General features: G+C 59.7%; 25 protein-coding genes and 2 pseudogenes. 7 read left to right on the forward strand and 20 right to left on the reverse strand.

All coding sequences use genetic code 11. The annotated features are described in order from the left end of the window. Positions 1–41: 41 nt before the first annotated feature. The 10 genes from BUC08_RS22440 to BUC08_RS22490 form a co-directional block, all read right to left on the reverse strand. Positions 42–722 (reverse strand): VirB8 family type IV secretion system protein, encoded by a 681-nt coding sequence (locus BUC08_RS22440; RefSeq protein ID WP_040181300.1) that lies wholly within the window; start codon positions 720–722, stop codon positions 42–44. Positions 723–739: 17 nt separating this feature from the next. Further along, positions 740–1,753 carry a TrbL/VirB6 family protein gene (locus tag BUC08_RS22445; protein WP_037931017.1) on the reverse strand — a complete coding sequence of 338 codons (1,014 nt, stop codon included), beginning with the start codon at positions 1,751–1,753 and terminating at the stop codon, positions 740–742. Further along, complete coding sequence (locus BUC08_RS22450) at positions 1,754–2,179, reverse strand: hypothetical protein (protein WP_081855478.1); 426 nt, start codon at positions 2,177–2,179, stop codon at positions 1,754–1,756. A gap of 8 nt (positions 2,180–2,187) precedes the next feature. Continuing rightward, the gene (locus BUC08_RS22455; RefSeq protein WP_037931015.1) at positions 2,188–2,955 is read right to left on the reverse strand and encodes a type IV secretion system protein; all 768 of its coding nucleotides are present in this window, start codon (positions 2,953–2,955) and stop codon (positions 2,188–2,190) included. Then, the gene (locus BUC08_RS22460; RefSeq protein ID WP_037931012.1) at positions 2,952–4,064 is read right to left on the reverse strand and encodes a transglycosylase SLT domain-containing protein; all 1,113 of its coding nucleotides are present in this window, start codon (positions 4,062–4,064) and stop codon (positions 2,952–2,954) included. The genes BUC08_RS22455 and BUC08_RS22460 overlap by 4 nt, the downstream gene beginning before the upstream one ends. Positions 4,065–4,266: 202 nt before the next feature. Next, positions 4,267–6,696 carry a VirB4 family type IV secretion/conjugal transfer ATPase gene (locus BUC08_RS22470; RefSeq protein WP_224769586.1) on the reverse strand — a complete coding sequence of 810 codons (2,430 nt, stop codon included), beginning with the start codon at positions 6,694–6,696 and terminating at the stop codon, positions 4,267–4,269. Next, the gene (locus BUC08_RS22475) at positions 6,635–6,913 is read right to left on the reverse strand and encodes a VirB3 family type IV secretion system protein (protein WP_037931006.1); all 279 of its coding nucleotides are present in this window, start codon (positions 6,911–6,913) and stop codon (positions 6,635–6,637) included. The genes BUC08_RS22470 and BUC08_RS22475 overlap by 62 nt, the downstream gene beginning before the upstream one ends. A gap of 111 nt (positions 6,914–7,024) precedes the next feature. After that, positions 7,025–7,306, reverse strand: coding sequence for a TrbC/VirB2 family protein (locus tag BUC08_RS22480; RefSeq protein ID WP_009574106.1), 282 nt, complete (start codon positions 7,304–7,306; stop codon positions 7,025–7,027). A gap of 16 nt (positions 7,307–7,322) precedes the next feature. After that, positions 7,323–7,880 (reverse strand): lytic transglycosylase domain-containing protein, encoded by a 558-nt coding sequence (locus BUC08_RS22485; RefSeq protein ID WP_037931001.1) that lies wholly within the window; start codon positions 7,878–7,880, stop codon positions 7,323–7,325. Between the two features lie 79 nt (positions 7,881–7,959). Beyond that, positions 7,960–8,274 (reverse strand): hypothetical protein, encoded by a 315-nt coding sequence (locus BUC08_RS22490; RefSeq protein ID WP_037930998.1) that lies wholly within the window; start codon positions 8,272–8,274, stop codon positions 7,960–7,962. Between the two features lie 132 nt (positions 8,275–8,406). Between BUC08_RS22490 and BUC08_RS22495 the strand changes: the two genes are divergently transcribed. Next, complete coding sequence (locus BUC08_RS22495) at positions 8,407–8,985, forward strand: hypothetical protein (RefSeq protein WP_037930995.1); 579 nt, start codon at positions 8,407–8,409, stop codon at positions 8,983–8,985. Here the strand turns inward: BUC08_RS22495 and BUC08_RS22500 are convergent. From BUC08_RS22500 to BUC08_RS22535, 8 genes are all read right to left on the reverse strand, one after another. Further along, a complete protein-coding gene (locus BUC08_RS22500; protein WP_009804208.1) occupies positions 8,979–9,179 on the reverse strand; it encodes a hypothetical protein in 201 nt (66 codons plus the stop codon). The genes BUC08_RS22495 and BUC08_RS22500 overlap by 7 nt on opposite strands. A 65-nt stretch (positions 9,180–9,244) precedes the next feature. Continuing rightward, complete coding sequence (locus BUC08_RS22505) at positions 9,245–9,466, reverse strand: helix-turn-helix domain-containing protein (protein WP_037930992.1); 222 nt, start codon at positions 9,464–9,466, stop codon at positions 9,245–9,247. A 318-nt stretch (positions 9,467–9,784) separates the two neighbouring features. Then, positions 9,785–10,984, reverse strand: a complete 1,200-nt coding sequence (gene pcaF / locus BUC08_RS22510; RefSeq protein WP_009804213.1) for a 3-oxoadipyl-CoA thiolase — start codon at positions 10,982–10,984, stop codon at positions 9,785–9,787. Between the two features lie 2 nt (positions 10,985–10,986). Next, positions 10,987–11,907 carry an electron transfer flavoprotein subunit alpha/FixB family protein gene (locus BUC08_RS22515; RefSeq protein WP_009804214.1) on the reverse strand — a complete coding sequence of 307 codons (921 nt, stop codon included), beginning with the start codon at positions 11,905–11,907 and terminating at the stop codon, positions 10,987–10,989. Next, positions 11,907–12,665 carry an electron transfer flavoprotein subunit beta/FixA family protein gene (locus BUC08_RS22520; protein WP_009804215.1) on the reverse strand — a complete coding sequence of 253 codons (759 nt, stop codon included), beginning with the start codon at positions 12,663–12,665 and terminating at the stop codon, positions 11,907–11,909. The genes BUC08_RS22515 and BUC08_RS22520 overlap by 1 nt, the downstream gene beginning before the upstream one ends. A 76-nt stretch (positions 12,666–12,741) precedes the next feature. After that, entirely contained in the window at positions 12,742–13,497 is a 756-nt protein-coding gene (locus BUC08_RS22525; RefSeq protein WP_009804216.1) for an SDR family NAD(P)-dependent oxidoreductase, read from the reverse strand. Positions 13,498–13,569: 72 nt separating this feature from the next. Beyond that, entirely contained in the window at positions 13,570–15,207 is a 1,638-nt protein-coding gene (locus tag BUC08_RS22530; RefSeq protein ID WP_009804217.1) for a flavin-containing monooxygenase, read from the reverse strand. A gap of 115 nt (positions 15,208–15,322) precedes the next feature. Continuing rightward, positions 15,323–16,225 (reverse strand): alpha/beta hydrolase, encoded by a 903-nt coding sequence (locus BUC08_RS22535; protein WP_017468330.1) that lies wholly within the window; start codon positions 16,223–16,225, stop codon positions 15,323–15,325. 287 nt (positions 16,226–16,512) lie between these two features. On the opposite strand from BUC08_RS22535, the pseudogene BUC08_RS22540 reads away from it, so the two are divergent. Continuing rightward, positions 16,513–17,540: pseudogene (locus tag BUC08_RS22540) on the forward strand (IS110 family RNA-guided transposase). A 324-nt stretch (positions 17,541–17,864) separates the two neighbouring features. Then, positions 17,865–18,613 (forward strand): annotated as a pseudogene (locus BUC08_RS22545) (IS5 family transposase); the annotation flags it as partial. Here BUC08_RS22545 and BUC08_RS22550 read toward each other — a convergent pair. Beyond that, positions 18,601–20,640: an FAD-dependent oxidoreductase gene (locus tag BUC08_RS22550; RefSeq protein ID WP_037930989.1), complete on the reverse strand. Its 2,040-nt coding sequence runs from the start codon at positions 20,638–20,640 to the stop codon at positions 18,601–18,603. The pseudogene BUC08_RS22545 and the gene BUC08_RS22550 sit on opposite strands and share 13 nt — an antisense overlap. A gap of 8 nt (positions 20,641–20,648) precedes the next feature. Next, on the reverse strand, positions 20,649–22,094 hold the full coding sequence (locus BUC08_RS22555; RefSeq protein ID WP_073194559.1) for an NAD-dependent succinate-semialdehyde dehydrogenase: 1,446 nt from the start codon (positions 22,092–22,094) through the stop codon (positions 20,649–20,651). A 180-nt stretch (positions 22,095–22,274) separates the two neighbouring features. On the opposite strand from BUC08_RS22555, the gene BUC08_RS22560 reads away from it, so the two are divergent. The 4 genes from BUC08_RS22560 to BUC08_RS22575 are packed head-to-tail and all read left to right on the forward strand — an operon-like array spanning position 22,275 to position 26,620. Next, positions 22,275–23,069, forward strand: coding sequence for an IclR family transcriptional regulator (locus BUC08_RS22560; protein ID WP_037930983.1), 795 nt, complete (start codon positions 22,275–22,277; stop codon positions 23,067–23,069). A gap of 15 nt (positions 23,070–23,084) precedes the next feature. Next, positions 23,085–24,245, forward strand: a complete 1,161-nt coding sequence (locus BUC08_RS22565; RefSeq protein WP_037930980.1) for an acyl-CoA dehydrogenase family protein — start codon at positions 23,085–23,087, stop codon at positions 24,243–24,245. Positions 24,246–24,263: 18 nt separating this feature from the next. Next, positions 24,264–25,418 (forward strand): iron-containing alcohol dehydrogenase, encoded by a 1,155-nt coding sequence (locus BUC08_RS22570; RefSeq protein WP_037930977.1) that lies wholly within the window; start codon positions 24,264–24,266, stop codon positions 25,416–25,418. After that, positions 25,418–26,620, forward strand: coding sequence for a CaiB/BaiF CoA transferase family protein (locus tag BUC08_RS22575; protein ID WP_037930974.1), 1,203 nt, complete (start codon positions 25,418–25,420; stop codon positions 26,618–26,620). The genes BUC08_RS22570 and BUC08_RS22575 overlap by 1 nt, the downstream gene beginning before the upstream one ends. The last annotated feature ends 24 nt before the right edge of the window (positions 26,621–26,644 follow it).

Raw genomic sequence — 26,644 nt, forward strand, 5'->3', positions numbered from 1 at the left:
GGCAAGCGCCAGGAGGAGCGCGGGCAGGGATTTCATCTTGGTCAGTTCTCCAGGGTCTCGGCGTCGACGCGGTAGGAGGTCACCACGAAGCCCAAGGGGTTGGCCCAGACGTCCTGAAGGCGCTGGCGGGTTTCGGGTTGGAAGTCGTAGCCGACGGTGGCCACGTAAGACCGGGTGACGGTGCGGGTGTCGCGGGGACGGCGCAGCGTGCGGGTGAAGCGGACCTGGGCCACGCCGCGCTCGATCTGGTTCACGGACTTGATGACCACCTCGATCTTGGCGTCGCGCCCGTAGACGGTGATCGGGTAGTCTTCATTGGTGGACGACCAGAGATCGCGTAGCGTGCGCGCGGCATCGCCGTCGGAGCGGTCGAGCACCGAGTTGATGCGCTGCTCGCCATCGGTCAGGTCATAGGTCTCGCGATCGTCGACGTAAGATACGAGATTGGCCTGGATGATGGCGTCGCTCTCAGAGAGCGTCAGTGCCTGCACCGCCGCGACCCGGTCCATCTCGCCGGTCTCCTTGTCGACCACGACCACGAAGGTTTCAGTCGATTTGAGGGGAAAAAGACTCGCGCCCGCGACCATGCCGGCCACGCCGACCAGCACCCCTGCTGCCGCGACAAACCATGCAAAGCGCTCGCGTCGCCTTGGCCCGTAGATGAAATCCGCCTCGAAAGCGTCGCGGTCAGGCGAGGTGGAACTGGTCACAAGCTTCTTCACGTCAGTCGTCTTTCACATCAGGGTTTGCGGAAGGATTTGGCGGCGGAGAGGAGCGCGCCGGGGCTTTGGCGAATCATCTCGCCGGTCTTCACCACGCCCGCATTGGCCATCTGGTTCAGCTCATGTGGGGATTTGCCGGTGACAAGACGTGAGGTTGCGCCAGTGCCATACTCCCGCGTGTTCACAAAACCCTGGCGGGCGAGACCGGTCAGACCCGCGGCGTTGGAGGCAATGCCGACGACACCGGTGAGGTTTGAGGCGATGTAGGGCACCGAGGCCATGATCCCGGCGCTGAGGATTAGGATCACGAGAAAGGGCAGAATGAGGCTGACGGTCTCGACATCGCCCGGATCGGCGGAGGCGTCGCCTATGGCCTCGGCGATGGCGACGATGATGCCCGCGGCCCCGGCGGCGGCGACGGGCATGAGCGCGTAGCCGATGGTGGCGCGGGTCCAGGCCTCGAAGAGGGACTGGGTCGGTTTGAAGAGCGAAGTCACGATCATGAAGGGGGCGATCACGATCATCAGCGCGAAAACGATGCGGGCGAAGGCGATGATCCCGGCGGTTACGGCGGCAAAGACGGCGGAAAGGACGAAGAAGATGGCACCGAGGACCGCGCCGAAGACCCAGCCTGCGCGGTCGCCGATCGTATCGCCATAGGCGGTGATGCGGGCAACCATGTTGTCGAGGCTCTCATAGACCCCGGCTTCGTCGCCCGAGCCGGTGAGCGCGAGGATCGAGGCGCCGACGGAGTCGGGGACTTCTGTGACGATGCCATAGATGACGCTGAAGTTGTCCCAGCTCTGCGCGAAGATCCCTACGAGTGCCACCTTGATCCCGAAGGCAAAACCGGTGCCGAAGGGCAGGGGGCGGAGCTGCATCACCGCGTTGATCCCGAGAAGGACGACAAGGAGGGTCGCGCCCGCCGAGATGACATTGCCGACCGAGGCCGCCGAGGAGACAAAGCCGTCCTGCGCCACGGTGTTCACCGCAGCGTCGACCTGGCCGAGGATGTCGCGAATGACCCCCATTTACTCGGCACATGCCTCCGTAACCTGGGCTTCCAGCGCATCGGCTTTGGCGTAGAGATCCAGCACTTTGAACGGCAGGCGTGGGTTGTTCGAGGTCTGGAACCGGGGCAGGGCGGTGAGCGCCTGATGCCAGGTGAACTGACTCAGCAGGCAGGTGCAGGTTTCCGAAACGAGCGCTTCTTCGGCGATCAGGATGCGCAGGATGGCGCGGTAGCCATTGCGCAGGTACGCGGTCTCGGCCAGATCGGCGGGCGGTTTCGGGACGCGGCAGTCGTCGGCCTCGTCCCGCGCGACGACCATCGAGCTGAAGGGCGTGTCGCCGGATGGTTCGGTGTTCGGGGTCTTGGCCAGTGCGGCACTGTGAAGTGCGGCCAAGACAAGAGCGGCAAGACCAAGAGCCCGAACTGAAGCCAACTTGTGGGTCATGGACATTCTCATGGATCCACCGCCATCGAGCGGAACTTGCGCTCATCGGCGAGGGTCGCAGCATCGACGACGCCGAGCTGGCCAGCGCTGACGCCTTGCGCCGCTTCCAGCCGCCAGATCTGGGTCAGGATGATGCCAAGCTCGGCGGTGACGCGGGTGTTGAGATCAACCGCGGCTTTGAGGCCGTCCTGATCATCGATCAGCCCGACCATGGTCTCGAGCCGCTCGAGGCTTTGACCGGCCTCTTCATGACTTTCCTGCGCGGCGACCGACAACATGGCGCTGGCCCCGGCCGAGGCGGCAATCCGGTTGTCGGTAGGCTGGTCGGAGCCTGAGAGTGTCCCCAGGCGTTCCGACGTGAAACCGCTGCCAGAGAGCACCCGCTCGACCGAGGCCGAGAGTTCCGCGCCCGGATTGAAGCCGCTCAGGAAATCGCCGCTGGCCAAAGACTGCGCGGTATTGAGGGGCGCGACCAGCTTGCCGCGCAGCGCGCGGAACTCTTCGACAGTGGCGAAAAGTTCACCTAACCCGCTGCCCTCGATCAGCGAGGTCAGTTGCGCCTCGAGGTTGGTAAGCTGCGACAGCTGGGTTTCCAACTCCAGCCGCATGGTGGCGAGCTGCTGCATCTGGACGTTCAGGTCCTCGGCCATGTGCTCGAGCTGGGCCACAAGCTGACCAAGCTGCGATCCATCGAAAGTCGGGACACCTTGGGCTGTTGCGGGCGAGGCGAGCCTGAGTGCTGTGACCGCAGCCACGGTCAGGAGAAGATGTCTCATTCGGGAACTCCCATCTGCATGAAGTCGCGCTCGGCCAGCCGGTCGGCGACGAGGTGTTGCGCGTATGCCGCCTCGCGTTGCTGGTTTGCTGCCATCAGCCGGACACGAAGATTGAGGATGCGGCCGATCTCGGCCTTGGCGTAGGTATTGAGTTCCCAGGCCGCCTTGGCATTGGGCTGGGCATCGATCTGCAGGATGATCGCGCGCAGGCGATTGATGACCTGTTCGGTCGTGGCGGAACTGTCTGCGGCGTAATAGACGCCCGCCTCGGAGATGCTGGCATATTCGGCGAGGGCAAAGTCCGAGGGCGAGAGCGTGCCAAGCGCGTCGGCGCCCCCCACCACGGCCAGATATTCGTTGTAGAACTTTGAGATGTTGCGCACGTAGCCTTGGGTCTCGGCGAAGGGCGGCACGCCGCCAAATTCGATGACCCGGCCAGGGCCCGCGTTATAAGCCGCGAGCGCATGGGGGATATTGCCGAAACGGTTGAGCTGGGTCGTGATATAGCGCGCGCCGCCGCGGAGGTTGTCCTTCACATCATACCGGTCGACGCCGAGATCGGAAGCGGTGCCGGGCATGAGTTGGGTGAGGCCATAGGCCCCGACCGGGCTTTCGGCAGCGACGTTGAAGCGGCTCTCCTGCTTGATCAGGGCCTGGAAGAGGCAGCGCCACTGGGTGGCCGAGAGCCCGGCCCGGGCGACGCCGGGGGCGCCTGCGAACTCGCCGGCGACCTCGACGATCATCATCTCGACCGTCTCGCGGCCCTCGCCGAAGAGGCGGCTGTTCATCGGGCTTGGGTCGGTATTGGGATAGACAGCCGCCACCCCGAAATCCGCATTGCCCTCAAGCGCGCGGATATCGAAGCCGGGGCCGGTGATTGCAGAGGTCATCTCCTCGAGGACGCGGAGTTGGTCGGCCTGGACATCGGCCAGAGTGGACTCCGTCCGATCCTTGTCCTGCTGGACGCCCAGATCTTCGGCGAGCGCCGTCACCCGCGCTATGGCGCGGCCGATCGCGGAATTGTCCTGCGTCGGCACGCCTTGGGCGAGCGCGGGCAGCGCACCGAGGCCGAGGCAGAGCCCGGCGGATATGATCGCGGCACGGCTCATTCCGGACGCGGCAGGGGCTCGAAGCTGCAGTCAGACTTTGCAGCCTGCTGGACCGGAGCGCCTATGGTCGAGAAGGAAAGCGCGGAGCGCGTCACCTGTGGCTCGCCATTGCGCCCGAAGCAGGGCGAGGTCTGTTCGGTGTATTTCTCGCAAGCCGAGAGAAGGCCTGCGGCGGCGCAAAGCGCGAGAAGGTGTTTCGAACTCATATCACATGTCTCCAGAAATCGGGATTGGCGCGCCAATCAGCAGGCACGCGCGCCTCGCCGGTGGCGCCGCCGCCAAGGATGGGGAGGAGGTCGCCCAAGGCGGAGAGGTCCGCATCGACAAAGACGCTATCGCCCGCCGAGCGCACGAGCGCGATGCGCTGGCCGATGGTCGGCTGGATGAGTAGGGTCGCCTCCTTGGCGTTCACCCGCAGGAAGTCGTAATCCGAGATGGTGGCGCGGTCGTTCGGGAAGAGGATCTGGGTCGGCACCGTCTCGACGATGGTCTTGCCAACGCGGCTGTCGCGCAGCTGGCTCGGATACTGCGTCATCATGATCACGACGCAGTTCATCTTGCGCAGCGTTACCAGCCAGTTCTCCAGCCGTGCCCCGAAGTAGGGATCGTCGAGAAGCTTCCAGGCTTCGTCGAGCACGATGATGGTGGGGCGGCGATCCTCGACCACGCGTTCGATCTGGCGGAAGATGTAGGAGAGCACCGCCATGCGCTCGGTGGTCATGTCGAGGATTTCGGTCATGTCGAAGCCAATGATGTCGGAGGCCAGTTCAAGCCCGGCACCGTATTCCGGCTCATCGAACACCCATCCGTAGCGGCCGCCCGGGGCCCATTCGGCGACGCGGGACTGCAGCTCGCCATCGTCATCAAGCGACTGGAACAGCGTCTCGAAACTCGCGAAGCGTCTTAGCGAGCCCTCGGCATGGGCATTTTGCGCGACAGCACTCTGGATGTGTCGTGACTGCTCGCCGGTGAGGGTTCCGTTGCGTGTGAGAAGTGTCGCAAGCCAATCCGAGAGCCAGGCGCGGCCACGTTCGTCGATTTCGGTATCGAGCGGGTTCAGGCCCGTGGGCACGCCCGCGCGGATTTCGTTGTAGCGGCCGCCAAGGGCGCGGACCGCCATCTCGAGGCCGCGATCCTTGTCGAAGAAGAAAAGCCGCGCGCCGACCCGTTGCGCTTGGGCTGCGAGGAAAGCCGTGGTCAGTGTCTTGCCGGTGCCGGTGCGTCCCAGAACCAGCGTATGGCCGACGGTCGGTTCCTTGCCGGGGCTGCCCGCCTCGTGGAAATTGAAGCGATAACCGGAGGTGTCGACCGTCGGCAGGACCGAAATGGTATGACCCCAGGGCGACTGGTCACGTCCGCGTCCCTCGACGCTGCCATGAAGCGCCGCGAAATCCGCGAAATTGATCGAGGAGATCGGCGTCTTGCGCGCCCGGTAGCCGAAGTTGCCGGGCGATTGCGCGAAGTAGGTGGCTTTCAGCGCCATGTTCTCGCGCACGATGACAGACATGATCTCCTGGCCCACGCGTTTGATCTGGGCGGCGGCGCGTTCGAGCGTGTCGCGGTCTGGGGCATAGACGGCGATCGAGAGGTGATGATCGCCAAAGGCGATGCGCCCCGCCTCCTGGTCATCGGCGGCCTGACCCAGCTGTTCGCGCAGGGAGACGGCGGCATCGTCGGAAGCCTGCATCTGGCGGATGATCCGCTGTATCCGCTCGGCCATAATATTGTTCGGGATCGGGCTGAAGGAATTCGTCAGCACGATGTCGAGCGGCAGGTCGAGCGCGTCGAGCAGCGTCACATCGGTCAATGCCGGGTAGGTCTTCATCGAAAAGAGCGCGCCGTATTTGACCTGACCGGTCACGGCGTCGGTGAGGGTGACAACGTCGCCGTCGAAGGTCGCGCGGCAATTGCTCAAGGTATGCGAGAGGGGCAGGGCGCTTTGCCCGAAGGCGATGGGGGAGAAGCTGCCTGCGTTCAGCGTGTTGAGGTAGCCCAGCCACTCGCCGCCCGATTTCGTGAGCCTGACGGGGTTGGCCGAGGCAAGCGCAACCTCGAAGAAGCCCATGACCTCGTTCAATTCCTGCATCCGTGTCGCGCGGTCCTTGACCCAAGCCTTGCGGGCCAGCGCGCGCAGGAGCGGAATGCGCGCCGAAATGTCGGGCCGCCTGATGACGCTGAGATAGAGCTGGCGCTTGGCCGGTCGCAGGTCTTTGACATGGGCCTGCCAGCGCGCGTCGATCGCGGCTGCGAAACTGTCTCCCTCGATAGGGCGCATGCCGAGATCCTGCGGCACGGAGATCCGGTGGACGTAGAAACCGAAGGCGTTGCCGGTCTGGGCGACGATGGCTGCGACCGCGCGTTTGAGCGCATCGAGCCGGGCATCCTCGGTGGTCATCGGGTTCAGCCCGTCGAGGCGCAGGGTCGCCAGGAGATCGCCCTCGCGCAGGACCATGACATCGTCATCGGCGAGGGCAAAATACGGCAGGTGTTCGGCGAGATAGCTCTCCCGCGCGAACTCCCCGCTGCCGGCCTGGAGCAGAGCGGTTCCGTGAGTGGAAAGTGTGCCTGCATCAAGCGCCAAAGCTGTCGCCTCCGTGCAGGGCCCGGTTCTTTGTCGGGCGTACCGAGCCATAGGAGACGTGCAGCACCTCGAAAAAATGCGGCTCTCGGTCGGCGACGAACCAGAGGATCGGGTAGGCGACGAGCCCGATCAGGAAAAAGACCATCGACTTCGTCCAGATGAACGGCAGAACGACCCCAGTCGCCAGAACCACGAGGTATCCGACAGGGAGACCCAGATACTTGGGCGGACGGGCGAGGCCCAGAAAGAGGGGGGATCGTTCTGCCATTGGGTGATATTCCGGCTTAGAAGAAATTGTGTGTCCGGAGAGGGACCCGAGGCAGCGTTTGCGAAGCACAACGCGTTCGGGGCGCTCGTAGGACGCTATTTTGCCGGAATGTCACGAGAAGCCGTCGACGATGGTGCCGGCCGAGAAGATCAGCACGATCCCGATGATGACCGAGGCGAACCAGCCCCAGTTCAGCCGTCCCATCATACACATGAAGCCGGTGCCGATCACGGCGAGCGTGGCGACCGCGATACCGATCGGACCAGTCAGTGCGGCCTCGACGGTTTCCAGCATGGTCTGGATCGGCGACAAGTCTTGCGCGAGAGCGGGCGTTGCGAAAGCCGCCAGGGTTGTGGCGGCGGGCAAGAGGCGGCTGAGGCGATGTCGAAGCATGCGAGATTCCCTTGTTTTACTGAAGTTCGATGAGGACCGGCGCGCGGGCGGGCATCCGGTCTGCGATGCGGATGTCCGGAGCTGAAGCGGGAGGGCCTGCCAGCCGGGACCGGATCCGGTGGATGCGCGCGATGTAGTCGCGGGTCTCGGTGAAAGGCGGGATGCCGGAATACTCGACCACCCTGTGCGGCCCGGCATTATAGGCTGCCAGCGCCAGGTCGATGTCCTTGAAGGTGGCAAGCTGAGCGAGCAAATAGCGCGCCGCGCCATCGAGGTTCTGGGACGGATTGCGCGGATCGACCCCGAGTGCGCGCGCCGTGTCGGGCATCAGTTGCCCCAATCCATAGGCACCTTTCGGGCTCATGGCGGCCGGGTTGTAGCCGCTCTCTGCCTCGACCAGGGCGCGGAACAGGACCTGCCAGTCACCCGCCTCAAGGCCAACCTGGCGTAGAGCACGGTTACCTTCATGTCGGACTGCCGTAGCTTGGATCAGGGAGAGGATATCGTGGCGACCGGAAGGCGGCGCGGCTTCTAGTGACGCAAGTACGATCTCGGCCTCAGCCGGTTCGTCCAACCCAGCCCAAGCAGGGCGCTGGCCATGGAAGGTCCAGCCGGAGGTCCGGGCTGTGCCGTCGCGGCCGAAGGCGATGACGTCAGCCGCGCTCCTCGAGGGTAATACTGTAGTCAGGACCAAAGCGCAGATCGCGCCCGTCACCGAACTCGAGATGATGTTTGAAGAGCCCCGGCCATATGTTGAAATACCGCGGCTCAGGCCCGTGTGGGGTGATCCGGGTCGAGACCAGAATGGCTTCCGGTTCGCCCTCGCGCAGGTAGATGCACTGGTAGCGCGGCTTGCCATCGTCCGTGAACCCCACGAGTTCATACCGGCAGCGGTACGCGATGCCCTCCTCCTGGAGGTCTTTGACACCATCGATGGTGATCAGGATCTGGTTGCGCGCTATCGGCATGTTTGGACTCTCCCGTTGAGAGCCCTTCTACTTCACGACACTAAGGCCATAAAGTCATATAGAGTCAATACGACATATTGCAGAAAAATACAAATTGCACGATAGTTGCCGCAACTTTTGCGGGAGAGTGGCATGAAACGTCAGATGATGGCGGCGATAATCGGGGTGTTTGGTGCTCTTGGTGCCCCTGAGAAAGCGCAGGCCTATGATATCGACTGCGCCATCATGCTCTGTATGGCGGGAGGTTTCCCCCCGAGCGCGGTCTGCGCGCGGGCCTATCGCACCATGATTCGTCGGATCACGCCCTGGCCGAGTCTACCGCCCTTCGGGGTCTGCACCTTTGCCCATGTGCCGGTCGAGCTGGGTGGGCCTGGCGGGGAGGGCGAGCTCGACACCAACCTGCCGGAATACGAATGGCTGAACCGCACCCATGTGATCTGGTTCACCGGGCGATCCTACGAGCCGCGCGACGAGCCGCGTCAGTGGGATTGGTCGATCCGCTCCTGCGATCGCGAAAACCGGACCTGCCGCTACATCCAGCGTGTCTACGGCTCCCACACCCCCTGGCCCGCGACATTCGTCTCGGAAAGCGGTCAGGAGATCGCCTATCCGAACGGTGGTGGCCTCTGGCACTTCTACTCCCGCAGCATCATGGTCGAATACGGCGACTATGAGGGCAACTTGGGCCATTCGGAGTGGTTTTCCTACTGATCTGAGCTGTCACTGGGCGTCAGGGAAAACGGGCGCACGATGGCAAGACTGGCATCAAAGCGTTCCGGATCGACATGCCAACGACGGCTCACCGAGCCATCATTCCAACGGTAATCGGTGAACAGGTGAATCTTCTGCGTCCCGTCGTTCAGAAACCCTTCCTGGAAAGGCCAGCCTGTCTTTCTCTTCGCCATGTATCCGCGCCACTCGTACCGTTTTTGCCGTTATGTCTCTCGCGTTGGGGGACGGGATCAAAGCCTCAGGAAACGGACTTGCGCTTCGCGAAGAGTTCTTCGGGGTCGACATTGAGCGCCTTGGCGATGCGTTCGAGAAGGTCGAGGGAAGCCGCGAACTTGGCGTTCTCGACCTTGCCCATATGGCCGCGGCTCACTTCGGCCCGATGAGCAAGCTCCTCCTGGCTGAGGCCGCGGGCGCGTCTCAATTCCTGGATGTTCAGTGCTACACGGTCCCGCAAGTTCATGCCCGCGAAACGGGCACGATGCGCGAAATATCGCCACGCGATATATGTTACATTCGGAGGCGCAGAGAAGAAATGTTTGAGCGGCGCGAGATCGCCGAAATGGGATGCCTGCCGAAACGCAGGTCACGGGATTATCCGTCTCGCAAACATTTTGGGCCGTTCAATCGTTCTTTCTGAAAAGGGCGGCACCGGCAATACCGGTGCCGCCAGTTGGTCGTCCACAGGGAGGTTCAAGAGGACGAATTCTACAGCGAAATTTGAGGTCAGCCAAAAATCGCATAAGAGAACTTATGTTAGTTTTGTGGTTGTCGCGGCACCTCAGACAGCTTCGAGCGCGATTGCAATCCCCTGTCCCACGCCAATACACATGGTCGATAACGACTTTTCTCCAGGTTTGAGGTCCAGCATCGCTGAACCAGTGATGCGGGCACCTGACATGCCAAGCGGATGGCCGAGAGCAATAGCGCCGCCGTTCGGGTTCACGCGGGCGTCATCATCCGCGATCCCCAGGTGCCGTAGTGTGGCCAGACCCTGCGAAGCAAAGGCTTCGTTAAGTTCGATTACCGAGAAGTCTTCTTGTTTCAGTCCAAGTCGCGCCATCAGCTTTTCCGACGCCGGTGCCGGCCCGAAACCCATGATGCGCGGTGCGACGCCCGCGGTTGCGCCGCCCAAGACCCTTGCGATCGGTGTGAGGCCAAATTTTTTTGCGACGTCGCTGGTGGCAAGGATCAATGCTGCGGCACCATCGTTCACGCCCGAAGAATTCCCAGCGGTTACAGTGCCGTCCGCTTTTACGAAAGTTTTCAGTTGGGCGAGCGCTTCCAAAGTCGTACCCGCGCGAGGGTGTTCATCCTGTACGACGATCTTTGGCTCCCCCTTTCGCTGAGGAATCTCTACCGGGACAATTTCACGGGCCAAACGACCGTTCGCCATGGCATCTCTCGCCTTTCGCTGCGAACGCATGGCGAAGGCATCTTGGTCGGCGCGGTTGATGCTGAAGTCTTCCGCTACGTTTTCGGCCGTTTCAGGCATGCTGTCGACGCCGTATTGACTCTTCATCTGTTTATTGACGAAGCGCCAGCCGATGGTGGTGTCTTCAGCAGAATTTTCGCGCGAGAATGCAGTTGTAGCTTTTGGCATCACAAACGGAGCACGAGACATGCTTTCCACACCGCCAGCAACAATGAGATCGGCTTCTCCAGCTTTGATCGCGCGGGCGGCTGTGATTACGGCGTCCATACCCGATCCGCACAACCGGTTCATCGTCGTGCCAGGGACACAATCCGGAAATCCCGCGAGTAGCAGCGACATGCGTGCGACGTTGCGGTTGTCCTCGCCCGCCTGGTTGGCGCAGCCGAAAATCACTTCGTCAATGGCCGCTAGATCTAGCTTCGGGTTTCGGCTGGCCAGGGCCCTGAGTGGGATTGCACCAAGATCGTCGGCTCGCACAGAAGAAAGCGCGCCGCCATAGCGACCAATTGGTGTGCGGATGTAATCGCAGATGTAGACGTTTGTCATTCTTAGAGTGCCTTTGTCATATCCGGGACGGCGTCGAGCAGGTCTGCGACCAGGCCGTAGTCGGCGACCTGGAAGATCTGGGCCTCTTCATCCTTGTTGATGGCGACGATGACCTTGCTGTCCTTCATGCCTGCAAGGTGTTGAATTGCCCCGGAAATCCCGACCGCGATGTACAGCTCGGGCGCCACGACCTTGCCGGTCTGGCCGACCTGCCAGTCGTTCGGTGCGAACCCGCTATCCACCGCCGCGCGCGAGGCGCCGACCGCCGCGCCCAGCTTGTCGGCCAGGCCCTCGATGATCGCGAAGTTCTCCTCGGAACCGACGCCGCGACCGCCCGAGACCACGATCTTGGCCGAGGTCAGTTCCGGACGATCCGACGCCGCGACCTTGTCCTCGACCCAGGCGCTCAGGCCCGCGTTGCCGGCCGCTGCGATGGCCTCGACGGCGGCCGAACCACCCTGGCCAGCCGCGTCGAAGGCGGTGGTGCGGACGGTCAGTACCTTCTTGGAATCGTTGGACTTTACCGTCTGAATCGCGTTGCCCGCGTAGATCGGGCGTTCGAACGTGGACCCGTCCACGATGGCGGTGACGTCCGACAAAACCATCACGTCCAGCAGCGCCGCGACGCGCGGCAGGATGTTTTTCGCGCTCGCCGTGGACGGAGCAACGATATGTTCATAATTGCCTGCCAGGCTGACCACCAGATCGGCGACCGGCTCGGCCAGGCCGTTGGCATAGGCGGCGTCATCCGCCACCAGAACCTTTGCCACGCCGTCGATCTTCGACGCGGCCTCGCCTGCGGCAGCGGGGCCCGCAACCAGAACGGTCACATCGCCCAGCGATTTGGCAGCGGTCACCGCCTTGGCGGTGGCGTCCAGCGCCAGTGCACCACCGGCGATTTCTGCAAGGAGAAGAACAGCCATTACACGATCCCCTTTTCTTTCAGCTTCGACACCAGCTCGTCGACCGAGCCAACCATTTCCCCGGCCGAACGCGCGGCGGGCTCTGCCGTCTTGACGACGGTCAGGCGCGGCGTGACATCGACGCCGAAATCGGCGGCGGTCTTTTCGTCCAGCGGTTTCTTCTTGGCTTTCATGATGTTGGGCAGCGAGGCGTAGCGCGGCTCGTTCAGGCGCAGGTCGGCGGTGACGATCGCCGGCAGCTTCACCTTGATGGTCTGCAGACCGCCGTCCACTTCGCGGGTCACGACGGCATGCTCGCCCTCGATCGCAACCTCAGAGGCATAGGTCGCCTGACCCCAGCCCAGCAGCGCCGCCAGCATCTGGCCGGTCGCGTTCATGTCGTTGTCGATCGCCTGTTTGCCCGCGATCACCAGGCCCGGCGCCTCGGCGTCGATCACGGCCTTTAGGATCTTGGCCACCGCCAGCGGCTCGATATCTTGGTGCACGTCGTCGGCGGCCACGACGAGGATCGCCCGGTCCGCGCCCATCGCCAGCGCCGTGCGCAGCGTTTCCTGCGCCTGTTTCACGCCGATCGACACGACGACAAGCTCGTCCGCCTTGCCCGCTTCCTTCAGACGGATCGCCTCTTCAACCGCAATCTCGTCGAACGGGTTCATCGACATCTTCACATTCGCGAGACCAACTCCGCTACCGTCCGCCTTAACGCGAACCTTCACGTTGTAATCAATTAGGTGTTTTATAGGTGCAATTATTTTCATTGGCGTTTATCGTCTTGGAAATTTGCAATGGCAGTAACGGCCCGGGTTCCAGGCCGTTACTTGGGATGTGTCTCTGTCAATTCGCAGTATAACCGCCATCTACTACAATCTCTGCTCCGTGAACGAACGATGACTCATCCGATGCGAGGAACAGGACCGCATTCGAAACCTCTTCAGGTTTGCTTGGCCGCTTGAGCAGCGTGGCCCCCAGAATTGCCTGCCGGGTCTCTTCGTCGGCGTGTAGCAGATCTTTTGTCATGGGAGTATCGATGACACCGGGATGGATCGAATTGACACGTATGCCACTTTCGGCCAGGTCGACTGCGCAGGATTTGGTCAACATCCGTACGGCGCCTTTGGATCCAATGTAGGCTCCCGCCGAAGCGGCACCAACAATCCCATAGATTGAAGAAATATTGATAATTGATGCTTTTTCGGTCTCTTTCATCAATGGAACCGCAGCTCGGATACCGAGATAAACACCGCGTACATTGACGTTGATCGTCATGTCAAATTCGTCAGGCGAGGTTTCGTGGAGCGGCTTCAGAATGAGAATGCCAGCGTTGTTCACTAGCACATCAAGTCGACCAGCACTTGATTGCACCGTGGAGATGACATTCTTCCAATCTTCTTCAAGCGTCACGTCATGCTGAATGAATTCCGCCTTCCCTCCGGCTCCAATGATACCTTTTACTACGCTTTCACCCGCTTCCGTATCACGGTCGGTTACAAATACATGCGCGCCTTCACGTGCCAGCGTTTCACAATGGGCTTTTCCCATGCCCATGGCGCCACCTGTTACCAGTGCGACTTTTCCGGATACCCGTCCCATAGTTCTCTCCTGAGTGTTCATGAACAAATTTAATTGTTTCCGCCGGGTTTTCTTAATGCCCGACGGAATTCTTTACACCTTCTCGGCAGTGCGGTCGCGGATCAGGGATGTATAACCTTCCTCCTTAACCGCACTAATGGCATTGCGATAATTGCCAATCCCGGCCATGTAGAACATCACCGCATTCTTCTTTCCGGGGATATTTGCGCCGAAGATCCAGCTTTCAGCTTTGGGGAAGAGTGTCATGTCGGCGATTTCACGGCAGGTGCCAACCCAAGCGTCGCGCGCCTCCACGGTTGGCTCCACACTTTGAACCCCCTCTTCTTCCATTGCGCAAATCGTGTCAGCGATCCATTCAACTTGCGTCTCAATGCTGGGGGGCAGGTTAGTGAAGGGGCCATTAGGGCCAAGGATCATGAAGAAGTTAGGGAAGTCTACCTCCATCATGCCGAGGTAACCGAGTGGGCCTTCCTTCCAAGTGTCGCGCATGGTCACGCCTCCGCGTCCGCGGAGGTCCATTTTGACGTAATTGCCGTCGACCGCATCGAAACCAGTGGCAAAGATTACGATGTCAAGCTCATGCTCCTCGCCGCTTTCGAGACGAATGCCGTTCGGAGTGAACTCTGCGATCGGATCGGCCTTCACGTCGGCGAGGGTCACGTTGTCTCGGTTGTAGACCTCGTAATAGTTGTTTCCGCAAAGCGGGCGCTTGGCGTAAAGGTCCTTCGGCGTCAGTTTCTCTGCGACCTTGGGGTCCTTCACGATTTGCTTGATCTTGCCCTTGATGAAGTCAGCGGCCGCATCATTGGCCACTTGGCTGGTCGCAATATCGCAAAAGGTGCCAAACATGAAATAGAAACCACCGCCGCGCTGCCAGGCGGCTTCGAAGACCCGCTCCCGTTCCTCGGGCGAGGCGGTTTCGGCGGGTTCGGCGCTTTCTTCGAAGCCGAAGGCCACAACAGAATTCTTCACTTGATTCCAGATATTATCGTAGTTCGCCTTTTGCTCGGCGATGGTAGCATCGTCTTGCGGGGTGTTCCCAATCGGCACGACATATTGTGCAGAGCGCTGAAAAACAGTCAGGTGTTTTGCAATTGGTGCCGTTGCAGTGATAACCTGAACACCCGTCGAGCCGGTGCCGATAATGCCCACGCGTTTGTTGCTCAAGTCCACTCCCTCGGGCCAGGCACCTGTGTGTAAGATACGGCCTTTGAAATCATCGATGCCCTTGAATTTTGGAACATTCGTTGCGGACAAGAGACCGAGGCCAGTGACAAGGTATTTTGCGGTAACTGTCTCACCACTATCAGTGATCACGTTCCAGAGACCGGTTTTTTCATTATAGTGCGCGCCATCCACTTTGGTGTCGAACTTGTAGCTGCGTCGAAGATCGAGATGATCCGCTACCTCGTTCATGTATTCGAGGATCTCGGGCTGGGTCAGATACCGGGTTTTCCAGCGGCCTTTTCGAAGCAACTCTTTGTCAAAAGAATAGCGATAGACATAGCTTTCCGTGTCTGACAGCGCACCGGGATATCGGTTCCACCACCAGGTGCCGCCAACGTCACTGGCGCTGTCATAGCCCCGGACGTTCAGTCCCTGCTCGTTGCGAAGTTTGTGGACAGCGTAAAGCCCGCCGAAGCCCGCGCCAATGACGACTGCGTCAAAATCCGCTCCGACCGTTTTAGTATTCTCAGTCTGAATGTTCATATCACTCCTCCCAGAGTAAGACCGCTCCGCCCCGCAGATTGCGGGTGAGATGCTAGATGAATGTTTCGTAGGGGTTTGTCTCGCACCGCACCGCAATGCAGTGCGAGTACAGGTCTCAGAGGGCCCGATACCATGCGGCGATGCGACCAAGTTCCTCGTTTGCCTCGGGCGCGCGTCCCGAAAGCGCGGGAAAGACATGCTGCATGCCTTCGACGATAGACAGGGTCACGTTTACGCCCTGTGCCTTGGCCTTTTCGTGCAACCGTTCGGCATCGCTCTTAAGCGTCTCGGCCCCTCCGGCATTGATATAGAGCGGCGGGTAACCGGTGAAATCGTTCTCCAGCGGGTTGGCCAACGGATTAAGCGGATCCGTGCCTTCACCGAGGAACATCCCCGCCATCGCTTCGAGGATCGGTTTGCCGACTAGCGCATCGGTTTCCGCGTTGGTTTCCAGTGTTTCCCCGCGCATCGCCATGTCGAGCCAGGGCGAATAGGCGATGACCGCTCCGGGCAGTGGCAACCCAAGTTCGCGTAACTTCAGCACGCTGGCGATGGCAAGATTGCCGCCAGCACTGTCGCCAGCCGTCAGAATATTTCTTGCCTTGAAACCCTTATCCAGCAGCGCTTTGTATGCGGCTACTGCATCTTCGATCTGCGCCGGAAATGGGTGCTCGGGTGCGCGCCGATAGTGCAGGATCACCGACGTAACCCCAAGCACCTTAGCGAGGTGCCCTGCCATTTTTCGATGACTATCGGCTGAGCCGACGGCAAAGCCGCCACCATGAGTGTAAACAATTACACGCGAGGTATCTGCCCCGGCTGGTAGGGCCCAGATAGCCTCAACTCCTCCGACATGATCGCTTTTGTAGCTAACGTTTTCCGGCTCTAGTGCGGGCTGCCCCCATTCATCGAACATGCTGCGCAGGTTCGCGATCGTCAGGTCTGGGTTCTCGACCATCTGATCGGTCCAATTCTGATAAAGCGCCCGCAGCGTATCGGCTTCTCTACTGATTTCCATGTTTATCCTCCCAAGCATAACATTTGGCAAAGCCACCAACTGACGTCGCCAATCTCGAAGACGTCAAACGGTCAACGGCATACGCCAATTATCTCAGAGTAAGGGCGAAAAATGCGCCATGTATTGAACAATCCTGCTTTGGAAATAGTATGATCGTGCTCAGCCTGTCGTGAGGCAGATATGCCCGTTACTAGGCTCTGTTGATGGCGTGGATACCCCCTCCCGACGGCATCGCAATGTGCCACTATGATGAGCGTTAAAAGCCATCACAGAAGGAAGGAGCATCTATGTCCGAAATTAAAATTATCGGTGTCGACTTGGCAAAGCGCGTTATCCAGTTGCATGGTGCGTACAATGATGGGTCAGTCGCGTTTCGCAAAAAGCTTTCACGAGGCCAGTTTCTCGCGTTCGTGGCACAGCAACCCAAATGCATGATCGCCATGGAGGCGTGGCCACGGCGTATGGCTGGGGCCGCGAATTTGAGAAGCTGGGGTGCGACGTGCGGTTGATACCGCCGGTCTATGTGAAGCCGTTCGTCAAACGCCAGAAGAATGATGCGACCGATGCAGAGGCCATCTTGGAGGCTGCATTGCGTCCAACCATGCGCTTTTTCGCAGTGAAGACGGAAGATCAGCAGGCCCGTGCCATGCTGTTTCGCACGCGGCAGATGTTTGTCGGCCAGCGCCCCCAGATGATCAACGCTTTACGCGGCCACCTCGCCGAACACGGATTGGTCGCGGCCCGCGGGCCTGCCCATCTCAAGCGACTCGCGGACGCAATCGCAGGTGATGACACCGCGCTGCATGCTGAGGTTCGTGACCTCGGCCGGATGTATCTGGGGCAGATTGAGGGGCTGAATACGCGTGTTGCAGAGCTTGACGCGAAGATGCGATGTGCCGCCAAGAAAGCCGACTTGGTGCGCCGAACACAAACCATGCCGGGCGTGGTTCCTGTCACGGCGCTTGCGATCGAGACATTTGCCCGTGACCTGGCCACCTTCCGGCGCGGGTGCGATTTTGCCGCCTGGCTTGGGCTTGTGCCGAAGCAGCACTCGACGGGCGGCAAAGCCCGGCTCGGGAAGACCTCGAAGATGCGACAGCGCGACTCCGGACACTCTTGGTCTCTGGCGCTATGGCTGTCCTCCAGGCTGTCGAGCGGTTTGACACACCGAATAATGGCTGGCTGAAACGCCTACTAACCCGCAAGCCGCGCATGGGTCGCCGCGATTGCGCTGGCCAACAAGATGGCGCGTGGCCTCTGGGCCATCATAATGAAACAAGAGGATTACCGGAATCCGGTGGCGGCGATGGCATAGCGAAGACGGCATGCCACGACGTCCCGGTAAGTTGGGAGTGTGAGGAGGTCACTGAAAAGTAAGGGCAAAGGATCGATCAGATCCGGGTCAGAGAAAGCAGCATTTGTGCAGGAGCCACCGAGCTCGGTTTGTTGATATGCCTCTGGTCCGCGCATCGCCATACCGGCCCGCGGTTACATCAGCGCCGCACACAGAGGCCTGATACATGACCGCACCCGATCACACGCTCGCGCCGTTCAAAAAATCACTTGCACCAATGGGGGCATGCATGCACAAATCCCGTGTCGGACTCATCTTATGAATCCAGCGTGGTAGCTGAGGTGCATGAGCAGACCGACAACCCCGACATACAAGACCATGAACTGGCCCGCTTATAACGAAGCGCTCAAGCGCCGTGGCTCGCTGACGATCTGGTTTGACCCCGAGATGAGCTGGGAGGCCGTGCCGACAGGCAGAAGAGTTACAGCGACGCCGCGACCCAGACCTGTCTTTCGATGAAGGTCCTGTTCGGCATGGCCTTGCGACAGGCGACCGGGTTCGTCGAGAGCCTGTTGCGGCTGATCGGTCTCGACTGGACGGTGCTCGACTTCAGCACCCTGTCCCGGCGCCAGAAGACCCTGGCCGTGAACATCCCGTATCGCGGCTCCAAAGGGCCGTTGCACTTGTTGGTGGACAGCACGGGGATCAAGCTTGAAGGTGAGTGGCATGCCCGCAAGCATGGCGGCCCCAAGCGACGGGTCTGGCGCAAGATCCACCTCGGGATCGACGAGCAAACGTTGGAAGTGCGCGCTGTTCAGATCACCGGGAGCCACATCGGTGACGCTCCAGTGTTACCCAACCTTCTTGAACAGATCCCGGCAGACCAGCAGTGTCACGGCTGACGGTGCGTATGACACACGAAAATGCCAGGACGCGATTGCGGACCGTGGCGTCCACGCCGTTATCCCACCAGGTAAGAACGCAAAGTCTTGGAAGACCATCACCGCCTAAGCCGCGTCGAGACGAAGATGCACTGTGTTAAGTTGCTGGGGCAGCGCCTTATGGCGCGGGACTTTGACCGTCAGGTCGCGAAAACCCTTTCTAAATAACGAGGCACCCTCCAGTCGCAAGGGTCCTCTTTGACAAGCGCGCTAAACAGCGCGGCCAACCGATCCTTGCCGATATTTTTGGCGTGGTGCATCAGGCCTCCCCGCCAGCGGGGAAATCCGTAGCCGTGAATCATTACTAGGTCGATGTCTTGCGGTTTTTCTGCGACGCCTTCGTCAAGGATATCGCAGGCTTCCGCCACCATTGCGAGCAAGAGCCTTTCTACGATTTCGTCAGCTGAGAACTCCCGGCGAGTGAAGTTCATTTCTTCTGAGACACGGAGTATTTCGCTAGCGACCAGCTCCGAAGGTGAGGGTTTGCCGTCCGGCCCATAGTCGTACCATCCGGCGCCCGATTTGCGTCCTAGGCGTTTGTGCTTTTCGACCAGCCGCTCGACCAAGGGCATGTGACCACAGCAGTTCCCTTCTGCAGCGGCCTTGCGACGGATATTCGCGTAGGCGATGTCCAGCCCCGACATGTCCTGTGCAGCATATGGACCCATCGCCATACCGAATCCGCGCATAGCCGCGTCGATCTCGTCGACAATAGCCCCCTTCACCAGAAGGCGATTAGCGGCGTGACGGTAGCTAGACAAAATTCGGTTTCCGATGAAGCCATCGCAAACACCAGACAGTACCGGGATTTTACCAAGCCTGCGCGCCAGCACAAATGCTGCACCTAATGTATCGTCTGACGTTCGGTCGCTCCTGACGACTTCCAGAAGCTTCATAATATGCGCAGGACTGAAGAAATGAATCCCTACAAAGCGTGCTGGGTGCTTCAACCCATCAGAAAGCCGATTTACATCGAGATAGGATGTGTTTGTGGCAATAATCGTCTCGGGCGGCAGAGCACCTTCGAGTTCGGTCAAGATCGCGCTCTTGACCGCAAAATCCTCGAAGGCCGCCTCGATTGCTAGATCGGTTGGTGGCAGAGCGTCATAGCCTGAGACCGTAACCAGCCGGTCCTCAACCGCCTTTCCCGCATCGGGGGACAGAATGCCGCGACTGATACCCTGATCAATCAGCTTTTGCAGGTTTTCTCTGGCCCACTCTGCGGACGAGGCACTGCGTTCGACGACAGTCACCGAGATCCCTGCGGTCGCTAGCGTGTACGCAATAGCTGCTCCCATATTACCACCACCGACCACGATGGCGGTTTCAGCATCTCGGGAAGGTCGGGGGTAGGTGCGCCCCTTGTTGGTTGCGGTACGCTCGGTGAAGAAAACGTGCCTAAGGGCCCGCGCCTGATCCGAGGCACGAAGGTCCAAAAACGCAGCGCGCTCGCTGGCCAGTGCGTCGTGCAGCGGCGTCATCGCGCTGGCCGCGACCAGGTCCACCGCAACATGCGGGGCATTCTGGCCAGGCATACGCCGCGCTACCTGCGCGCGGGCGACTTCCGCTGCGAAGTGGTTTGGCATTGGTGAAGGAAGATTGTCGGGTGCCTGTGCCGCCTCTAGAACAGCGTCATCGAGAGCTATGGCCGCGCCAAGCGGGTCATCGGCTAGCAGCTGGATCAGTCCTATTTTCAGTGCCTGCTCGGCGGAAACAGCCTTCCCGGTGACGATCATGTCAAGCGCAGCTTCAATACCGATAAGTCGCGGCAGTCTTTGGGTTCCCCCTGCGCCAGGCACGATCCCCAAGTTTACCTCTGGCAGGCCCAGTTTGGTAGAAGTTGAGGCGATGCGATAGCAGCAAGCCAGAGCAATCTCTAGTCCCCCACCAAGCGCAGCCCCGTTGATGGCTGCGATAGTCGGAATCGGAAGGTGCGCAAGTTGCAACAGCACGTCATTTAGTTGTGGATCAACAGGCAACTGTCCGAATTCCTTCGCATCCGCGCCCGCGACGAACGTCGTTCCTGCGCCGGTGATAATCAGCCTGGTAGCGCCAGTTTCGAGGACTTGGAAGATACATTGTTGTATTCCAGCCCGAACCTCCGCGTTGATTAGGTTAAGCGGCGAATTGTCTATGGTCAGAATTGCTGCGCCATTTGAGAAGCTTAATTCAACAGGCATGGGCATCCTCACAGCACTGGCGCTCGATTGCGCGAGATAAATTTGGTATTGAGATAGCCTTCGAAGGTTTCTGTCCCGCCTTCAGTCCCATAGCCGCTGTCTCTTACGCCGCCAAACGGAGTCTCGGGCAGAGCCAGGCCGAACTGGTTGATGCTTACCATACCTGCCTGCAAACCCGCAGCTGCTTTATCTGCACGCTCCAACGAATTGGTAAAGACATAGGACGCCAGCCCGAAGGGTAGCCCGTTGGCCCGCGACAGTCCGTCCTCTATTTCACGAAAAGACGAGACGACAGCAATCGGGCCGAAGGGTTCTTCGCGCATCAAGTCGATGTCGTCGTTGGGCGTATCGACGACTGTCGGGGCATAGAAGTTACCATGATTCCCAACCCTTTTGCCTCCCGTCAACACCCGTGCACCGTTTTCGCGGGCATCCTCGACGAGCTTTTCCATCGCATTCACGCGTCCGCGATGACACAATGGCCCCATCTGTGTGCCCTCGGTTAAACCATCGCCCACCTTTACGCTCTCAAATGCTGAAACTAGCTCGGACAGAAATCGGTCGTAGATGCCTTGTTGTACGTAAAACCGGGTTGGGGCGATGCACACCTGGCCTGCATTGCGCAGCTTGTTGCCCGCCAAGGCGCGCGCCGCGGCCGTGGCATCGGCGTCGTCGAACACCAATACGGGCGCGTGACCGCCGAGTTCCATCGTCGCCCGCTTCATGTGGCGGCCAGCCAATTCTGCCAGATGCTTGCCCACCTCGACCGAACCGGTGAAGGTGATCTTGCGCACCTCGGGGCGCGCAATAAGAGTTTCCGAAATGAAGGCCGCATTACCCCAGACAAGGTTCAGACAGCCTTCGGGCAAGCCTGCATCCAGCAGATAGCGCGCAATTGCCATGCAGCCCGCCGGAGCCTCTGCCGGGGCTTTCAAGATCATCGTGCAACCTGACGCAAGCGCCGCCGCGACCTTGCGTACCGCTTGGCTCAGCGGAAAATTCCAAGGCGTGATGGCAAGGCAGACGCCTATCGGTTCGCGCACGACAAGCTGCTGTACCCCCGGGCTGCGCGATGGAATGATGCGCCCATAAATGCGCCGACATTCCTCGGCGTGCCAGTCGACGTGGTCAGCTGAGGCGCGGACCTCAGCCAAGGCCTCAGCCAGCGGCTTGCCTTCATCGAGAGTGATCCAGCCAGCGATCAGTCTGTCATTTTGGCGCAGCAGGTCGGCAAACCGTCGCAAAATTGCACTTCGTTCCATGGGAGAGCTGTTTTTCCATCGGCGAAAAGCTGATTCGGCCGAGTGAACCGCATGGTCCAGATCTGCGGCGCTAGCCTGCGGAATCTGTCCGATAGTTTGCCCGTTTGCAGGGTTTATGACTGCACGATCCTCCGGCGTGGGAGAAGCGATCCAGTCCCGTCCGATGAGGTGCTGGATGGTCGGATAATTCATTTCTTTCATGGCGTTATGCCCTCGCTCAGTTGTGTCATCCGCAGGATCCGGCACGAAGGGGACCAGATGGACGACTTTAGTTTTCCGCATAGCGGAAAAGTTTACCACAGTATTGACGCGGACGTTATCGATCGTTTAGATGTGTTTCAAGACGCATAATTCTTCCCGAGGAGGGATGTCGTGAGACCAAGGAAAGACCGCACCAAGGACGCCGAGAGACAGGACCGCGATTTTGTCACGGCGTTGGCGCGCGGCTTGGAGCTGTTGCGGGCCTTTCGGCGGGAAGGGGAAGCTCTGGGGAATGGTGAGTTGGCCGAGCGCACTGGCCTGAGCAGATCGACGGTCTCAAGGCTGGCCTATACACTGAACAAGCTGGAATACCTCAGCTACGATCCGGATACAGCACGCTATCGACTGGCCCCTCCAGTGCTTTCGCTGGGTTTCTCCTGCCTTGCAGGGATTCCGCTGCGGCAACTCGCAAAGCCCTTTATGCAGGAATTAGCCGATTACACAGGTATGCCGGCGGCCATGGCCAGTCGTGACCGACTATCGATGGTCTATCTAGAGCGGTGCAAGGGCACCAACGCCGTCACGCTGGCGATTGAGGTTGGTGCCCATATTAAACTGGCCACTACCGCGGTTGGTCGCGCCTGCATAGCGGCACACGGCCCGGATGAGCAGGCCAGAATTCTGGCCCTTGTGGAGGAACATGAGGGTGACAACTGGCCGAATGTGCAGCCCGGAATCGAAGCAGCTATCGAAGACTACCAACAGTACGGTTATTGCACGTCCTTCACGGAGTGGAAGCGTGATGTGAACGCAGTAGCAGTGCCCTTCGTGCCGACGGACGGCTCACCCATCATTGCCTTCAACTGCGGCGGTCCTTCGCAAACCCTTACGCGCGATTGGATCGAAAGCGACGTCGCGCACCGCCTTGTCGATCTTGTCCGCCGCGTTGCGGCGGTCGCACCCTGAACAATAGAGAGCATAATGGCCCTTGATACAGATACCCTTTCCCAGTTTCTCGACGCGCTCGACCGCTTCGTGAAAGAGCGACTAATCCCTTACGAGGATCGCGTCGCCGATGAAGATGTGATTCCGCCTATGCTGGTCGATGAAATCCGCACGATGGGCCTTTTCGGCATGTCGATCCCGGAGGATTTCGGCGGGCTTGGCTTGTCGATGATAGAGGAAGTGCAAGCCGCTTTCGTTCTTGGCCAGGCTTCGCCTGCGTTCCGGTCGCTAGTTGGCACAAACAACGGGATCGGCTCGCAGGGAATCATCATCGATGGAACCGACGAGCAGAAGGCGAAGTATCTACCAGCTCTCGCCTCCGGAGATATGATCGCATCCTTCGCCCTAACCGAGCCAGATGCTGGTTCGGATGCTGGCGGTCTGCGCACCACTGCGCGGCGTGATGGAAACGATTTCCTACTGAACGGCACGAAGCGCTACATTACCAATGCGCCGCGTGCCGATCTATTCACGGTTTTTGCCCGGACCAGTCCAGAGGTGAAAGGTTCTGCCGGCGTAAGCGCTTTTCTCGTCGAGGCAGGGACGCCGGGCATAACGCTTGGCCAGCCTGACAGGAAGATGGGGCAGAAGGGTTCGCACACATGCGACGTCATCCTTGACAATGTCCGCGTGCCTGCCTCGAACATCATCGGCGGGCCGGACCGTCTGAACAAGGGCTTCAAAACGGCAATGAAAGTCCTTGATCGGGGCCGACTGCATATTTCTGCCGTCTGTGTGGGCGCCGCCGAACGGCTGATCCGTGACAGCCTATCCTATGCGATTGAACGCAAACAATTCGGTGAACCCATCGCTGAAAAGCAACTGATCCAAGCCATGCTGGCTGACAGTCGCGCCGAGGCCTTCGCAGCGCGTTGCATGATCGAAGAAACAGCACGCCGCAAGGACGCTGGTCAGAACGTGTCGACTGATGCTGCCTGCTGCAAGATGTTTGCCAGTGAGATGGTAGGTCGAGTGGCCGATCGCGCAGTGCAAATCCACGGCGGTGCAGGATACATGGCCGAATATGCGGTCGAGCGCTTCTATCGCGATGTGCGTCTCTTCCGCATCTACGAGGGGACAACCCAGATTCAGCAAATACTGATCGCGCGGAATATGATCCGCACTGCAGCAGCTTAACAGGAGCGAAGACAAACTATGGACTTCAATTTCCTTTCCACCCCGAGGATCGTCTGCGAGAGCGGTGGGCTTGGCCGGATCGGCAGCCTGATGCAAGATTTGTCTTGCACCCGTGCGCTGGTCGTGACGGACCCGGGCATATTGGCCTGTGGTTTTGCGGACGAGGCAGCCGCCTCACTTAGGGCTGCTGGCATCGAGGTTGAGATTTTTCATAAAGTCAAAGCGGACCCCCCGATCGCTGTCGTCGAGGCCGCGGTAGAGGTCGCGCGGGCCTTTGGTGCTGACGGAATCATCGGACTTGGCGGCGGCAGTTCACTGGACACTGCCAAGGTCATCGCAGCGGCGGTAGCCAACGATCAACCGATTACGGACATGATCGGGATCAATCAGGTCACCGATAAACGCTTGCCACTGATTCAGGTGCCAACCACGGCAGGGACCGGATCAGAGGTAACATGGGTGTCCGTGCTGACTTCGGAAAGCCACGAAAAAAAAGCGGTATATGCACCGCAGCTTCTGCCTGACGTTGCCTTGCTAGATGCAAAGCTAACATTGGGAATGCCTCGTCACATCACAGCGGCCACGGCGTTAGACGCAATGGTTCACGCCATTGAGGCAGTAACCAGTCGCACCAGAAAGAATCCCATTTCCGATGGAATGGCGGACAAAGCGCTGGTGCTTCTCGGTCAGAACTTACCAATCGTCATGGAAACGCCTTCGGACCTGTCAGCGCGAGAGGCCATGCTGTTGGGGGCGACACTGGCTGGGATGGCCTTCATTAATGCCAGCGTGGGGGCGATTCATGCCTTGTCATACCCACTGGGAACAGGTTTCAAGGTTCCTCACGGGCACGCAAACGCTCTGGTCGCAGGACCAGTGATGAGGTTCAACATGCCCGTTGCAGAAGCTGAATATGCTCGTCTATCGCGGTTACTACTGCCCTCGCGGCCTTTTAACTCTGATGCGGCTGCGGCCCATGGCCTGATCGACGAGATGGAACGGATGCTAGTCGAAAGCGGACTTGAGTCTCGACTTTCTGGTGTCGGAGTGACCGAGGCAGCCATTCCCGGAATGGCTAATGAGGTCGTGACCGGTATCACGCGATTGCTGGAGACCAACCCGCGCGACATGACAGCCGAAGATGTGTCGCGCCTCTATCAGGAGGCGCTTTGATGGCTGGCTCATTGGACGGGATCAAGGTGGTCGACCTCAGCCGCGTGCTGGGCGGGCCTTACTGCACCCAAATGCTTGCGGATCATGGCGCTGAGGTCATCAAGGTGGAGCCGCCTCTGGGCGACGAGACCCGCAGTTGGGGCCCGCCTTTCAATGATGAACTCAGCGCCTATTTCTCTGGCGCCAACCGCAACAAGCGGTCCATCGCTATCGATCTGCAGCAACCGGAAGGGCGCGACCTGATATTGCGGTTTCTTCAGGATGCAGATGTTTTAGTTCACAATTTTAAGTCTGGTACTCTTGAAAAATGGGGGCTTGGTTATGATGATGTTCTCAGGGCACGTTTTCCTAGACTGGTACTCTGCCACGTGACTGGATTTGGTTCCGATGGCCCACTTGGCGGTTTTCCCGGCTATGACGCCGTGGTACAAGCTATGACGGGCCTCATGAGCATCAACGGCAATCCCTCCGAAGGCCCGACACGCATGGGTACGCCCATCGTGGACATCGGCACCGGTCTGATCGCCTGTAACGCTATTCTCGCCGCACTTTTGGAACGGGGCCGGTCCGGATTGGGCCAAGCCATCGAAGTGCCGCTATATGATTGCGCGATCAGCATGATGCATCCCCAAGCGGCTAATTCCCTCATGTCCGGACAGATACCAATGGCGACCGGCAATGGGCATCCAAATATCGTACCATACGACATGTTCGAAACAAGTAATGGCAAACTCTATCTGGCTATCGGTAACAATGGTCAGTTCGCAAAACTCTGTGACGTGCTTGGCCTACCTGAGGTGCCCTGCGATCCACGATTTGCCGACAATGCCGCGCGTCTTGCGCATCGGTCAGAGATGACAGAGGTCTTGTCAGAGTGCCTGGTGCAACATGACGCCTTCAAACTTGAGCCGGTGCTTTTGAAAGCTGGGATTCCCGCCGGAGTCGTTCGGAATGTGAATGAAGCGTTGGAGCATCCACACACCCGACATCGCGGCATGGTGGTATCAGTTGGTACCTACCGCGGCACCGGCGTGCCAGCACGCTTGTCGCGTACCCCCGGAGCGGTTCGCGCGGCACCGCCTCGCTTCGGGCAGCATAGTAGGCAGTTGCTTAGCGAGGCTGGACTGACAGAAGCTGAAATCGATAGATTGACTCAAGCGGATATCGTTCGAGAAGAACCGCGGATGCGCGAGACGACCTAAGCCGAAATTTCAGCTCAAGCGGAC

It is taken from the genome of Pseudosulfitobacter pseudonitzschiae (assembly GCF_900129395.1).
GTDB lineage: Bacteria > Pseudomonadota > Alphaproteobacteria > Rhodobacterales > Rhodobacteraceae > Pseudosulfitobacter > Pseudosulfitobacter pseudonitzschiae.

Excerpts from the sequence above, each read along its gene's own strand:
- BUC08_RS22470 (WP_224769586.1), bottom strand. The coding sequence starts at position 6,696 with ATGGCTCGGTACGCCCGACAAAGAACCGGGCCCTGCACGGAGGCGACA.
- BUC08_RS22515 (WP_009804214.1), bottom strand. The coding sequence starts at position 11,907 with ATGGCTGTTCTTCTCCTTGCAGAAATCGCCGGTGGTGCACTGGCGCTG.
- BUC08_RS22455 (WP_037931015.1), bottom strand. The coding sequence starts at position 2,955 with ATGAGACATCTTCTCCTGACCGTGGCTGCGGTCACAGCACTCAGGCTC.
- BUC08_RS22550 (WP_037930989.1), bottom strand. The coding sequence starts at position 20,640 with ATGCCTGTTGAATTAAGCTTCTCAAATGGCGCAGCAATTCTGACCATA.
- BUC08_RS22570 (WP_037930977.1), top strand. The coding sequence starts at position 24,264 with ATGGACTTCAATTTCCTTTCCACCCCGAGGATCGTCTGCGAGAGCGGT.
- BUC08_RS22500 (WP_009804208.1), bottom strand. The coding sequence starts at position 9,179 with ATGGCGAAGAGAAAGACAGGCTGGCCTTTCCAGGAAGGGTTTCTGAAC.
- pcaF (WP_009804213.1), bottom strand. The coding sequence starts at position 10,984 with ATGACAAACGTCTACATCTGCGATTACATCCGCACACCAATTGGTCGC.
- BUC08_RS22565 (WP_037930980.1), top strand. The coding sequence starts at position 23,085 with ATGGCCCTTGATACAGATACCCTTTCCCAGTTTCTCGACGCGCTCGAC.
- BUC08_RS22555 (WP_073194559.1), bottom strand. The coding sequence starts at position 22,094 with ATGAATTATCCGACCATCCAGCACCTCATCGGACGGGACTGGATCGCT.
- BUC08_RS22520 (WP_009804215.1), bottom strand. The coding sequence starts at position 12,665 with ATGAAAATAATTGCACCTATAAAACACCTAATTGATTACAACGTGAAG.
- BUC08_RS22575 (WP_037930974.1), top strand. The coding sequence starts at position 25,418 with ATGGCTGGCTCATTGGACGGGATCAAGGTGGTCGACCTCAGCCGCGTG.
- BUC08_RS22480 (WP_009574106.1), bottom strand. The coding sequence starts at position 7,306 with ATGCTTCGACATCGCCTCAGCCGCCTCTTGCCCGCCGCCACAACCCTG.
- BUC08_RS22505 (WP_037930992.1), bottom strand. The coding sequence starts at position 9,466 with ATGAACTTGCGGGACCGTGTAGCACTGAACATCCAGGAATTGAGACGC.
- BUC08_RS22525 (WP_009804216.1), bottom strand. The coding sequence starts at position 13,497 with ATGGGACGGGTATCCGGAAAAGTCGCACTGGTAACAGGTGGCGCCATG.
- BUC08_RS22445 (WP_037931017.1), bottom strand. The coding sequence starts at position 1,753 with ATGGGGGTCATTCGCGACATCCTCGGCCAGGTCGACGCTGCGGTGAAC.
- BUC08_RS22530 (WP_009804217.1), bottom strand. The coding sequence starts at position 15,207 with ATGAACATTCAGACTGAGAATACTAAAACGGTCGGAGCGGATTTTGAC.
- BUC08_RS22535 (WP_017468330.1), bottom strand. The coding sequence starts at position 16,225 with ATGGAAATCAGTAGAGAAGCCGATACGCTGCGGGCGCTTTATCAGAAT.
- BUC08_RS22450 (WP_081855478.1), bottom strand. The coding sequence starts at position 2,179 with ATGACCCACAAGTTGGCTTCAGTTCGGGCTCTTGGTCTTGCCGCTCTT.
- BUC08_RS22490 (WP_037930998.1), bottom strand. The coding sequence starts at position 8,274 with ATGCCGATAGCGCGCAACCAGATCCTGATCACCATCGATGGTGTCAAA.
- BUC08_RS22495 (WP_037930995.1), top strand. The coding sequence starts at position 8,407 with ATGAAACGTCAGATGATGGCGGCGATAATCGGGGTGTTTGGTGCTCTT.
- BUC08_RS22475 (WP_037931006.1), bottom strand. The coding sequence starts at position 6,913 with ATGGCAGAACGATCCCCCCTCTTTCTGGGCCTCGCCCGTCCGCCCAAG.
- BUC08_RS22460 (WP_037931012.1), bottom strand. The coding sequence starts at position 4,064 with ATGAGCCGTGCCGCGATCATATCCGCCGGGCTCTGCCTCGGCCTCGGT.